This is a genomic window from Niastella soli, assembly GCF_017742245.1.
GTDB lineage: Bacteria > Bacteroidota > Bacteroidia > Chitinophagales > Chitinophagaceae > Niastella > Niastella soli.
In genome coordinates this window covers 941,741-953,113 of the sequence record NZ_JAGHKO010000004.1, presented here as the reverse complement: position 1 = coordinate 953,113, position 11,373 = coordinate 941,741, and the positions used below count along the sequence as shown (strand labels likewise).

The 11,373-nt window shown below is 45.1% G+C and carries 10 protein-coding genes; 8 read left to right on the top strand and 2 right to left on the bottom strand.

Features of this window, described 5'->3' with window-relative positions; all coding sequences use genetic code 11:
- The first annotated feature begins 71 nt into the window (after window positions 1-71).
- The 8 genes from J7I42_RS18770 to J7I42_RS18735 all read left to right on the top strand — a co-directional run bounded on the left by J7I42_RS18770 (window position 72) and on the right by J7I42_RS18735 (window position 8,387).
- Complete coding sequence (locus J7I42_RS18770) at window positions 72-356, top strand: hypothetical protein (protein ID WP_209140380.1); 285 nt, start codon at window positions 72-74, stop codon at window positions 354-356.
- Between the two features lie 126 nt (window positions 357-482).
- Complete coding sequence (locus J7I42_RS18765; protein ID WP_209140379.1) at window positions 483-746, top strand: hypothetical protein; 264 nt, start codon at window positions 483-485, stop codon at window positions 744-746.
- Between the two features lie 610 nt (window positions 747-1,356).
- Window positions 1,357-3,957, top strand: a complete 2,601-nt coding sequence (locus J7I42_RS18760) for a S8 family serine peptidase (protein ID WP_209140378.1) — start codon at window positions 1,357-1,359, stop codon at window positions 3,955-3,957.
- Window positions 3,958-4,089: 132 nt separating this feature from the next.
- Window positions 4,090-4,365: an ArsR/SmtB family transcription factor gene (locus J7I42_RS18755; RefSeq protein ID WP_209140377.1), complete on the top strand. Its 276-nt coding sequence runs from the start codon at window positions 4,090-4,092 to the stop codon at window positions 4,363-4,365.
- A gap of 114 nt (window positions 4,366-4,479) precedes the next feature.
- Window positions 4,480-5,694: an MFS transporter gene (locus J7I42_RS18750; RefSeq protein WP_209140376.1), complete on the top strand. Its 1,215-nt coding sequence runs from the start codon at window positions 4,480-4,482 to the stop codon at window positions 5,692-5,694.
- A gap of 155 nt (window positions 5,695-5,849) precedes the next feature.
- Window positions 5,850-6,743, top strand: a complete 894-nt coding sequence (locus J7I42_RS18745; RefSeq protein WP_209140375.1) for an aldo/keto reductase — start codon at window positions 5,850-5,852, stop codon at window positions 6,741-6,743.
- A 155-nt stretch (window positions 6,744-6,898) separates the two neighbouring features.
- Window positions 6,899-7,555: a protein-L-isoaspartate(D-aspartate) O-methyltransferase gene (locus J7I42_RS18740; protein WP_209140374.1), complete on the top strand. Its 657-nt coding sequence runs from the start codon at window positions 6,899-6,901 to the stop codon at window positions 7,553-7,555.
- 64 nt (window positions 7,556-7,619) lie between these two features.
- A complete protein-coding gene (locus J7I42_RS18735) occupies window positions 7,620-8,387 on the top strand; it encodes a Rossmann-like and DUF2520 domain-containing protein (RefSeq protein ID WP_209140373.1) in 768 nt (255 codons plus the stop codon).
- 137 nt (window positions 8,388-8,524) lie between these two features.
- On the opposite strand, the gene J7I42_RS18730 is transcribed toward J7I42_RS18735, so the two are convergent.
- On the bottom strand, window positions 8,525-9,136 hold the full coding sequence (locus J7I42_RS18730; protein WP_209140372.1) for a DinB family protein: 612 nt from the start codon (window positions 9,134-9,136) through the stop codon (window positions 8,525-8,527).
- A gap of 318 nt (window positions 9,137-9,454) precedes the next feature.
- Complete coding sequence (locus J7I42_RS18725; protein ID WP_209140371.1) at window positions 9,455-11,167, bottom strand: S8 family serine peptidase; 1,713 nt, start codon at window positions 11,165-11,167, stop codon at window positions 9,455-9,457.
- Window positions 11,168-11,373: the final 206 nt, after the last annotated feature.

The window sequence follows — 11,373 nt, the reverse complement described above, 5'->3', positions numbered from 1 at the left end:
CATTGTACTTTCTTAATTCGCCTTTGTACTATTATGCTTTAGTTTGAATGAATATGAGGTACTTTGATAACATGATCAAAGATAATCGCTATAATGTTGCCCGTATTTTTATTGAGAAAGGAGAGATTAAAACGATTGAACAGATCTTCGATTATATTCCCAAATCAATTGTCAGCCGTGAGCTAAAGACCAACAATAATCGCTTTACCCGGCTTATCAGCGATCCCCTTGGATTTAAGTTAATAGAATTATCAAAAATAGCCAAAGCCATTGGCGTGGAAACAAAAGTGCTGGTAGACCTGGCTTTGCACGATGAGCACAAACGAACAAGACCTGGTAAAAAGTCGGCCAGATAACCAATTCAATCGGTTCGAAAAAAAGTACGGAATGGAACAGATTCCTATTCATTCAAAACAAAAAAACTACGAAAAGGTGATTTTCTCATTTTAATCACTATTTCTATTTTATTTTGAATAATGAGTATGGATAAGCGATATGAAAGTATTAAGTTCATGATCGAAACCGGACATATAACCGAATTCAGGCAGATCTTCAATTACATGCCAAAGAGTCCGCTGGGTAAACACCTTCATACCAATAATCCAAGAATAACCCGCCTTACTACAGAAGTGGATGATCTTACGGTGCAGGAGATCGTTAGCATCAGTTCGTTTTTTGATGTAGACTATATGAAAATAATACACCTGGTATTTACACAATATCTGAAAGACAGAAAGCTTAAGTGAAATGTTTTTGTTTAGGCAACACCTGGTGTTGTTAAGGTTCTGCTTCGTCCCATGGGTTCCCGGCTGCGAGGGTTGCTGCTCCTGATTAAAGGCAGATCAACCAGCGCGGTTTATATCAGAAACCCGGAGGGGAATGAGCCATCCTGTTTGTTCATGGGTGGCTCTTTTTGTTTCAACTTCAACCACCCCTTTTGTGAATAAATAGGCTATATAAAGCTGTCATAAAATATTGTTGTTATATATTTATTTTCTTACATTCGTTCACATTTCAAAACTAACCCGGGATATTACTCAAAGCACGGGTAACACTCTCTAACGTACGGCCTGGTTATTAGCAGTTATCGAATAAATAAATCGTTTTATCTACTGGTAAGCAGGTGATCGTAAAAACCTGCACTATTACAATTTGAATCGCTCGTTGACCGTATTATTTTCATCATAGCGTTCAAAAAGCCATCCACCTATCTGAACTTTTCGTCACATGGTAGTTGCTGTCGGTACTGGCATGCAAACAATGATTGTTGTCAGTATAATGGTAACAATAATGGTTATGTAATGATTGGTAGCAAATAGCACTTATTCTATTTCAGAATCTTTAAAATACCATTTTATGAGAAAAGAGAAAAACCAAATGCCCACGGGTGGCATGTCGCAGGAAGAAACTGCGAACATGGGTAAAATGCCCGGGGAAGCTGTGGAAAAACAACCTACAGCTGGAATGGGGGGTGGCATCTATTCGGGTAGCGCGTCAGTTGGCGCTCCACCTTCCACAACCAATGCAATGCCTGGTGCAGAAATGTCTGATGCCAAAAAGAGTGGTGAGGCCGACATGCGAAATGTAATTGTTGAGATCCGCGTACCTTCTGCACGGGAAGCTTCCTTTGGGTTACAGATGGGGGCCGGGTTAACAGCGTATGGCTTTCAGTTAGACTATAACTATGAACCGGTGCCCGTTAGTAGCAATCCTCATGCACCAAACGCCTTAACAGAGTCCGATGGACAAATAGTACTGGTTCGCGGCACCATTCCTGCTGCCCGCATTGCCGAACTGGAGCAACAACCAAACGTAATTAAAGTATGGAATGATACCAGGGTAGAACATTTTCAATTTGATGCCGACATTCTATTGGAAGAAGAGCAACAAAAGATCAAGATATTGCCCATGCCGATGGAGGGTACGGGTACCTGCCCAATAGGCACCTGCGATTGTGATCCGGGTAGTCCTAAAGGCAATATGGCCGATGTGGCCAATTACCTGGGCGTAAGTCAAATTTGGGGTGCCGGTTTTAAGGGGGAAGGCATAGTGGTCGGTGTAGTTGACGGGGGGATAACCGCACAGGGCCGCACTATTAATAATAATGATACAACCGCGCCAGGCTGGCCAAATAAACTGGTGTCCCGTGTTATTGGCGGTTTTCCTACTGACAGCTGGGGCACCACAGGCGCCAACTGGGGCTGGCATGGCAACATGACCTCTACCGATGTATTGGGCATGGCGCCTAACGCGCAGATCTATGATATTCGTATTGATGCGCCCGATATGGGGGCCACGCTTTCACAAGCCATAGCTGGTTTTCAATGGGCCATCGATCAGCACAAAGCCGATGGCACGCCACAGATCTTAACCAATAGCTGGGGCATCTTCCAGGAAAACTGGGACCCCGATTATGCCACCAATCCAAACCATCCATTCACCCGTAAGGTGGAAGATGCGTTGAATGAAGGTATTATTGTTTTGTTTGCAGCCGGTAACTGCGGTGGTTCCTGCCCCGATGGACGCTGCGGAACTGATAACGGCCCGGGTAATAGCATCTGGGGCGCCAACAGCCATCCACGCGTTATGACAGTAGGTGCCGTAAATAAAAACGAACAGTTTGTAGGGTATAGCAGCCAGGGACCTGGATCGCTTGATCCGCAAAAGCCCGACTTCTGCTCCGTTACACACTTTACCGGTTTCTTTAACAGCGATAGCGGCACCTCTGCTGCTACACCTATTGCCGCAGGTTGCGTGGCCCTGTTAAAACAGGCAAAACCCTCCTTAACACAAGATCAGGTAAAAACCGTTCTTAAAAATACAGCCAAGGACATTGGCCCTTCCGGCTGGGACCAACACTCCGGCGCCGGGATAATACGGCCAAAACTGGCATTGGAATCTATTTCGGCATCACCATCCGCTTCAGGACCGGTAGTGGCCTGGGGACCTAACCGGTTAGATGTTTTTGTGGTTGGTACTGATTCTGCCTTGTACCATAAATGGTGGAATGGCGCCAGCTGGGGGCCATCACTTAATGGGTATGAAAATATGGGGGGAACGGTTATAAGCGCACCAGAAGTAGTATCGTGGGGGCCTAACCGCCTTGATGTGTTTGTGGTAGGCACCAATTCTGCGTTGTACCATAAATGGTGGAACGGCGCCAGCTGGGGACCATCCCTTACCGGGTACGAAAATATGGGCGGCATTATTATGGGCCAGCCTAAAGTTGTGTCGTGGGGACCAAACCGCCTCGATGTATTTGTAGTTGGGACAGACAGGGCGCTGTATCACAAATGGTGGAATGGCTCAGCCTGGGGACCCTCCCTCACCGGTTATGAAAACCTGGGCGGAACTATCGTTGGTTCACCTGAGGTTGTTTGCTGGGGACCAAACCGCATAGACATCTTTGTAGTTGGTACCGACAAGAGCCTGTACCATAAATGGTGGAATGGTTCAGCCTGGGGACCATCCATTACCGGCTGGGAAAATTTGGGAGGCACCATCCTCGGCCAGCCTAAGGCAGTAGCATGGGGCCCGAACCGCCTCGATCTATTTGTAGTTGGAACCAACTCAGCATTGTACCATAAATGGTGGAACGGCGCCAGCTGGGGTCCATCACTCACTGGGTATGAAAATATGGGCGGCACCATCGTTGGTTCACCCGAAGTGGTATCGTGGGGCCCGAACCGCCTCGATGTATTTGTAGTAGGCACCAATTCTGCCCTGTACCATAAATGGTGGAATGGCACAGCCTGGGGGCCTTCGCTCACCGGGTATGAAAATATGGGCGGTACCATTATTGGCCAGCCGAAGGTAGCCTCCTGGGGTTCGAACCGGTTAGATGTATTTGTAATCGGCACCAATTCTGCCCTGTACCATAAATGGTGGAATGGCTCGGCCTGGGGCCCATCGCTCACGGGCTACGAGAATATGGGCGGCATAATTTCTAAATTTTAAGCAAACGGTCATACTTCGCATCTTGAAACCTTCCCGATTTATCGGGAGGGTTTATTTTTATTTAACAAAAAATACATCGAAACATTTCGATGTATCTATGTATATTTGTGCTGGTATTTAAAATGTGCAGGTATGGACAGTAAAAAGATTGAAAAAATATCCCGGGCTTTAGCCGATCCGCACCGGTTGCGGATATTGGAGAAATTTAAAAAGAAACACGATCCATTATACTGTTCAGAAATTCACGATTTCCTGGACCTGGCTCAGCCATCTGTATCACATCACCTGAAACAACTGGTAGAAGCCGACCTGTTGATCCCTGAAAAAGAAGGTCGCAACCTCAAGTACAATTTAAACCAGGAAGTACTCAACGATTACATTGCTTTCCTTACAACCCTGAAGGGGTAAGAAAAAAAAGTTAACAAAATAACCCACTCTCCCGACTTGTCGGGAAGACCGGCTGCATAATGCGGCAGGTAAACTTATTGACCATTATATCGAAATATTTCAATAATTGAATCTATGAAGAAGTCTATTTACATTATGGCGTTGGGGGCTTTTGGCATTATTACAACAGAATTTGGAATTATTGGTATCATGCCCGCGATTGCTAAACATTTTCAGGTGTCAATTGACACGGCTGGCTGGCTGTTAAGTGGTTTTGCATTGACCATTGCATTAACAGGTCCCTTTTCGGTTTTACTAACATCAAAATTCAACCGAAAATGGATGATGTGTCTGGTACTGTTGACGTTTGTGGCCTCCAATATTTTATCGGCTGTATCGCCCAATTTCACAGTGCTGATGATAGCCCGGATCCTGCCAGCATTTTTACACCCGGTATTCTGGGCAGTAGCCACAGTAGCCGCATCAAAACAGGTGGAACCCAAAGATGCACCGAAGGCTGTTTCCGTAGTACTGGGCGGGCTGAGTGTAGCCACGGTATTGGGAGTGCCTATCACCACATATGTAGCTGAATTAATAAACTGGCAGGCTGCTTTTGTTGTTTCGGGGGTTATTAATCTGATAGCATTTGCTGCGTTGCTGGCCTTTGTTCCATCGATGCCGGTTACAGAAAAACAATCGGTAAAAAGTCAGTTGGTGATCTTACAAAAAGGACAAATGTGGGTGAACCTGGTAGCTACCATGATCATGATCGCCGGCATATTTGCTACGTATAGTTTCCTGGCCGAATACCTGGGCAAGATCAGCAGCATGAACGGCAAAGAAATAAGCCTTATGCTGTTGTTGTTTGGCGCTACTGGTATTGCCGGTAACTGGGTTACGGGACTGGCATTGAGTAAAAATGTATTGCTGACTACCCGCTTTTTTCTATTGTCGTTAATTGCGGTGCATATGCTGGCATATATGTTTGGTGGATTGTTTGTTCCTATGACAGCTATCATTGGTATTTGGGGTTTCATTCATACCGGCGGATTTTTAATAGGTCAAACCCGTTCTACCTCCGAAGCGCCGGAAGCGCCTGAGCTGGCTGCCAGCTTAATGGTATCGTTTGGTAATGCAGGGGTAACGTTAGGCACATTCCTGGGTGGTCTTATCATAACCCGGTTTGGCGTTCACGAGGTGATCTGGATAAGCATTCTGTTGCTGGTGGTTGCGTTGGCGCTTACCTGGGTATTTGTTGGTCGTCGGCAAACAGATGGGGCGATCGAAATTGTTGAAGTGGAAAACAGCACAAAAGAAGAACTGGCAGAAGAGGCTGTGTTGGGAGTTTAAGGTGTTGATATATTAAATAATTAGAACGGGCGGACCTATTTACAGAGTCCGCCCGTTCTATTTACCAGGGGCACCTTACAAATTTGGTAAGCCATAAAGTTTGTATTGTATTAATTTAATCCCGATTATTGTAATTGTATAAAAACAGTAATCGAATGCAAAAAATTTATCTTAGTGATTCGGGCCCCAAAGTATCACCAGCTATTTATGGATTTTACAGATGGAATGAAGTAACAGGCGATGCAGTTCAAACCATGGAAAAGATCGTTAATCTTTGTCTGGAACTGGGTATAAACACATTCGATCATGCGGATATTTACGGCAATTACCAGTGCGAAGAACTGTTTGGAAAACTGATCAACCGTAAGTCGTTCAAACGGGAAGACATAGTGTTGTTTTCAAAATGCGGATTTGTTACACCAAATCCTGAGCAGCCTGAGGTACGCATTAACCACTATAATACATCTGCCGCACATATTTTAAAAAGCGTAGATAATTCACTGCGGAAACTGAAGACCGACTATATCGATATTTTTCTGCTCAATCACCTCGATCCTTTATCAAATGTGGAAGAAACGGCTTTGGCATTACAACGCCTGAAAGATTCCGGTAAAGTGAAAAATATTGGGGTAATGAATTTCACTGTGTTCCAACATCAGTTACTGGCCTCTTTATTAAAAACGCCCATAGTTACCAATCATTTTGAACTGAACCTGTTGAACACGGCCGCGCTCGACAATGGCCAGCTTGATTATTGCAAACAACGATATATGCGTCCGCTGGCTTCGGCACCGCTGGCAGCCGGCCGTATTGCTAATGGCACCGATGCTCAGGCAGTAAAAGTGCGTTCGGCATTGGAAGTGATCGGCAAAAAATACAATGCTGATATAGAATCCCTTGCTGTTGCGTGGCTGGTTAAATTAGGTGCGTTGCCATTAATAGGCACCATTAATGAACAAAGGATCCGCAATATTGCCAATGCATTTGCTATTGACCTCGATCACCAGGATTGGTATGAGTTATATACCGCTTCACGTGGGGAGTTGTAGAAGAGGGCAGACGGCAAAAGGCAAAGATAAAAACGCCTAACGCAATACTGCGTTAGGCGTTTTATTTTAAGAACCTTCTTTTCAGTGTATTTTTCTTTGCCCTCTGCCCTCTGCCTTCTGCCTCGTTAACCACAATTGAGCTATCTTTGCAGGGAATGAGAACGTTTGAAGATACTTACCGGCATAAAGGATTGCGTAAACAGCTCGTTGATCAATTAAAACAGAAAGGCATTACCGATGAACGGGTGCTAACAGCTATTCTACAGATTCCAAGGCATTATTTTTTAGATTCAGCCTTAGACAGGGTCGCTTATGAAGACCGGGCTTTTCCTATTGCGGAAGGACAAACTATATCTCAACCATATACTGTTGCTTATCAAACCCAGTTGTTGGAGGTAAAGCCTTACGAAAAAGTACTGGAAATTGGTACGGGCAGTGGTTACCAGGCAATTGTTCTGGGCGAAATGAATGCCCAGGTATATACTATTGAACGACAGAAGAAACTGTTCGAAGAACACCGCGGTTTTGTACTGAGAAGTAAATACCCCAACATCAAATATTTTTATGGCGATGGATATGAAGGCCTGCCTACCTATGCCCCGTTCGACAAGGTAATTGTTACGGCGGCCGCCCCCTATATTCCACCTAAACTGATCGAACAGTTAAAAGTAGGTGGCAAAATGGTTATACCGGTAGGCGAGGGAAATATACAACGTATGTTACGCCTCACCAAACAACGCGATGGTAGTGTAACAGAAGAGTTATTCGACAATTTTTCATTTGTACCCATGCTTGAAGGCAAGAATAACTAAACAAAAAATCCCTAATGAAAACAACTTACAGTTACTAAATAACTTACAAACTAAATAGCTCAGCTTGCGAATAGTTATTATCGGTACAGGGAATGTTGCCACTATATTAGGAAAAAGGTTTTTAACGGCAGACCATGAAATAGTTCAGGTTTACGGAAGAGATCAATTGCATGCTGAAGAACTGGCCGACTTATTATCTGCCTCGTTCACCACCGATCTTAATAATCTCAATCCAGCTGCCGATCTGTATGTGCTGGCCGTTAGCGACACGGCTGTTGCCTCCATTGCATCGGAACTGCGGGTAAATAACAAGCTGGTTGTACATACGGCTGGTGCTGTATCAAAAGACGTTTTAAGCGTTTGCAGTAAGAATTATGGCATTCTGTACCCGTTGCAAAGTCTGCGCAGCGAATTAAACGAATTGCCGGATATTCCTTTTCTGGTTGATGGAAATACGGAAGACGACCTGGCACTTATTACCGAGTTTGCCAATACCATCTCGAACCAGGTGCAGCAGGCCGGTGATGAAGAACGATTGAAGCTGCATGTGGCGGCTGTAATGGTAAGTAATTTTACCAATCACTTATATGCACTCGCAAAAGCTTATTGTTTACAGGAACACGTTGACTTCAACATGCTGTTGCCGCTTATTACATCCGTAGCAGAGCGACTGCATGAGTACGAACCGGCAGCCGTACAAACTGGCCCGGCTGTACGAAACGACGAAGCTACCATTCAAAAACACCTGACTCTTTTACGTCAGCATCCCGCGCTTAAAACAATGTATATTATGTTCACCGAAAGCATCAAAAAGATGCATAATAGACAGTAGGTCAGTAGGCAATCGGCAATTCACCGTCGCCAAGGCTTCGGTGAACAAGTCGGCAATCGGCAAAAAAATTTAGGCGGTGCAAGATAATTATTGATCTCAACAATCGCGAGTTCACTTACAACTCACAACTCAACCTGCTACTTCACTTTTACTTTGACTGTTGCTTTTTTCTTCTTCTTTTTTATAGATTTTATCTCTTTTTGAGTGGCCTTCCCTTTCTCCTTCTTCCCTGTTTGTTCACCCAGGTACCTTTCCCTGATAATACGCATGTGATGGGCTACATGGCCTGCACAAACAAATGCCAGTCCGGCCACACTAATGGTGCTGTTATTAGCAGAACCGGTTTGTAGTAGTTGATCATCATCGAGCGAGTTCAGGAACAATTCATTGGCGCTGCGGAGCGCCTTAAACTCCTCCACCAGTTCATTCCATTTGCGTTTGGGGGCTTTGGCGGTTATGGCCCAGTTGTTTTCGTCAAAACCGGGCAGGGGAGCCGGATCGTGCCGCGCAAAGGTGAGGGCCCGGTAAACGAATACCCGCTCTGAGTCTATAATGTGCTGCAACAATTCTTTGATGGTCCATTTGCCTTCCGCATAGGCATAGTTGATCTTTTTGTGGGGGATTTGTTTCAGAAGTTTTCTAAAACGGCGGGTGTTGTTGGCAAGGGCCTCCTGCAAATTATTTTCCTGCAGGGCATTGATATAGGTTTTGTAAAAGTCAGGTACGGTAATGTCTTTTTTATTCACCATACTTTTTTTTCTAAATGTACTTAAAAGTTTCAAGTTGTAAGATGGTGCAATCAGGCGTCCCCGATATTTAAGAATAAGTTTCCGGTTGTCGGTCCCGGTTGCCCCACCTTAGGGGGGCCGTAAGCGGGTCATGAGCGGGCCTGCCCTGAGCGGAGTCGAAGGGTCGAAGGACTTGCCAGTCGACCGAACGCGTGTCCACCTTTAGCGGATAGTCGAGGGCGGCATTTCAAGTTTCCGGTTCCCGGTACCTGGTAACAAAGAAACAGGGTACAAAGTCTCATTTTGCGAGCCCTTGTACCCTGCACCTATTATTAAAACTTATCCTTTTTTGTTCTTCAACGTTGGTTTGGGCGACGCCGGTTTAGGTGCCACCTTTTTACCTGATGGGTTAAGCGTAGCGGCTACCCTCGCAGCTTCGTAGGCATTAATGATGCCACCGCTGATGCTGATATCGCTCAGGGCCACGGTTTCGTCGGTCCCTGGTTTGTTTACTTTCACCCCGGGAGACATGGCCGATTTCATGATGCAATATTTTAATTGCTGTGGCGTGAGGTAAGGGAAGTATTCCAGCAGGAAGGCGGCTGTTCCGGCTACTACCGGGCAGGCCATGCTGGTACCCTGAGCATTGCCATAGGTGTTGCCACCGGGAATGCTCGACCAGATCTTAACGCCAGGAGCAAATACATCTACCTGTTTTTTACCATAATTAGAGAAACTGGCTGTAAAACCACCGGCATTGGGGTCGCCGCTGGCGCCTACTGTGATCCAGTTTGCTGCTTTTTTATGGTTATCCTGCATTATTGAATTGGGGAAGTTATCTGCGGTATCGATGTTTTTGGCATCGTTACCTGCCGCATGTACCAGTAACACGCCTTTGCTTTCTGCGTATCTAACTGCCTCATCTACCCATTTTTTCTGGGGCGAGAAGTCTTTACCAAAGCTCATGTTCACTACTTTGGCGCCGTTGTCGGCTGCATAGCGAATGGCCAGGGCAATATCTTTATCGTGCTCATCGCCATCGGGCACGGCACGGATCATCATGATGCGTACGTTATCGGCAACACCATCCATACCTTTACCATTATTACGCATGGCGCCAATGATACCGGCCACGTGAGTGCCGTGGAAGGGGGTAGAAGCCATTACATCGGCATTACCATAAGAACGATCGTTAATGTCCTGTTCGTTATCGTGGGTTATTTCGCCGCGGTAATCTTCAGGTGCTTTTGATTTTGCTTCTTCCTTTCTTTCTTCGCCACTTACAAACTCATCAAAACCATCGAGGAATTCCTTGTTGGTGGTTTCCATCATTTGGTTGTTCTTGAAAAGGAACATCAGGAAACCTTTGGCATCTTTCTGTTCGGGAGATTCCGTTTTGAAAGTATCCAGTTCGTTACCAGTATATGTTTCTTTGCCCATGGCAACACGTAACAGGCTGTCGCTTTTTTGGGCATTTGTCAAATATTTTCTCAGTCTGCTCAGGTCAATAGGCTCATCATTACCATCGCCTTCCACTTTTGCCTTGGCCTTCAGCCACATTTTATACTGTTCTTTATCATCGGCGTTCATTTTGGTAGTATCTACCTTCTGCTCGCCGTATTTGCTTTTGTACATATGGTAAACGCGGGCGCCTTCGTAAGAATCCTGTTTTACGTTCTTGCCGTCTTTGCCACCTATAAAGTTCCAGCCGTGGATATCGTCAATGTAGCCATTGCCATCATCATCGATGCCATTCCCCGGGATCTCTTTGGAATTTATCCAAAGGATGTCCTTCAGGTCTTCATGCAGGGTATCGATACCTGAATCGATGATCGCTACCACTACGGTTTTACCCTTCAGGTTCTTGGAATGAATGAAATCATAGGCTTTATTTACACTGATCCCATAGTATCCGTCCTTGGTTTTGTCGAGCAGATGCCATCCCTTCGGCACATCGCCAGTTTTAATGGTTTTCTCCTGCTGCGCAAAAGAGGTTTGGTCAGCAATCACAAAGGCAGTTAATAGTCCTGCTACTTTTACCAGTTTGTTCATTTACAAGTGTTTTTTGCTTTACAGATTTACAGATGTGTAACGTAAGTTTATTAACGGTATATACGGCTCAAATATCTGGTTTTTTACTAATTCTTAACATTTGAAGTTTTTCCCCGCCTTTACAAACGTTCATTTTTTTGTGAAGCCACAAAATATAAAATTAAAAGCCACGCATGTATGTTATTACATGAGTGGCTGGGAATTTG